Source organism: Edaphobacter lichenicola, from assembly GCF_014201315.1.
Taxonomy (GTDB): Bacteria; Acidobacteriota; Terriglobia; order Terriglobales; family Acidobacteriaceae; genus Edaphobacter; species Edaphobacter lichenicola_B.
Window position 1 is genome coordinate 1 of record NZ_JACHDY010000013.1, and the last position, 1,348, is coordinate 1,348.

1 protein-coding gene is annotated in these 1,348 nt (G+C 55.7%); it reads right to left on the reverse strand.

What is annotated here, in order from left to right:
* Positions 1-37 precede the first annotated feature (37 nt).
* Positions 38-1,348: enolase C-terminal domain-like protein (locus HDF09_RS20450; RefSeq protein WP_311720169.1), on the reverse strand; the 1,311-nt coding region annotated here is incomplete at its 5' end.

The window sequence follows — 1,348 nt, forward strand, 5'->3', positions numbered from 1 at the left end:
ACCATAGTCAAACCGACGCCTGCGAGCACAGTACCAGTCATGCGCAACTCCGCTCAGAGCCGCTCAGATCGCATGAGGCTCCTGGCTCCAACGGCGTTCGATAATATCCTCCTTCTACCTGCGCCGGAAAGGCAAAGTGGGGACGCAGGTGCGGAATGTGCTCTAGAAACAATGCTTCATGTCCCATCGCGACGTGGTTGAAGATGACCAGGTGTTGATGGATCTGCCCCATATCGCCCACATGTGGCACTATCGGTAGGTTGAACTTCCGCGCCAACAGACTCACGGCAAGAAATTCCCCGACACCAGCCAACCGGGTGCAATCGGCCTGCACATAGTGCATCGCTCCCGCTTCAATGAAGTTCTTGAAAACTACCCGATTTGGAATATGCTCCCCGGTCGCAATCTTGCCTGGTGCTATCTCGCGAGCTAGCGCCACATGGGCCATCAAATCATCAGGATGCGTCGGCTCCTCAATCCATAGCGGCTTTAGCTTGGCCAGCTCTCCACACATCTTTCGCGCGACGGGTAGCGTCCATTGCTGGTTCGCGTCAAACATTATCGTCCCCTTATCTCCGACGCATTCGCGCAACATGGCTGCGCGTCTCAAATCGCGCGACTGGTCGATCGATCCCACCTTTAGCTTAAAGGCGCTGAAGCCTTTATCCATCGCCCGCTTCGTCAAATCCCTCACCCTGGCATCGTCATAGGCCATCCATCCCACTGACGTGTCATACCCGCGGTATCCAGTTCGCAGCATCCCCTCCCGGTCCGCACGTGTACTCATCTCTCTGCGTAGAAGTTCCACTGCTTCGCGCTCAGTTAAGACTTCATCTAGATAGCTTAAGTCCAGGAGGCGTACGGTATCTTCCGGCGAGAGGTCCAACAGCAAGCGCCAGAGGGGCACTCCTCTGCTCTTCGCCCAAAGATCGAAACAGGCATTCGTAATGGACGCCAATGCTAAGTGCACGACGCCCTTGTGCGGGCCTAACCAGCGCATCATCGGATCATCTGCCATCAGCCGTGTTACATGACCGAATTCAGCCATCAAATCTTCAATCGGCCTGCTAAGTAACGGCTTCGCCAGCAGTTCGATTGCTTCGCACACAAGACGATTGCCCGCGCCTAACGTCAGGGCAAACCCAGTACCGCATATTCCACCATCTTCCGATCCAAGCCGAGTCACCGCAAGGCAGTACTCAGGGTCCGTGTGTACCGCATCGCTTCCCGCTCCAGGCGGCAAGGGATATCGCGCATCGAATGTTGAAATGCGACCTATCGAGCAAGCTGCCATCATCTCTTCTCCGCAAGCCACTGTCTGGCGTTGAACACTTGTCTTACCTGCCAC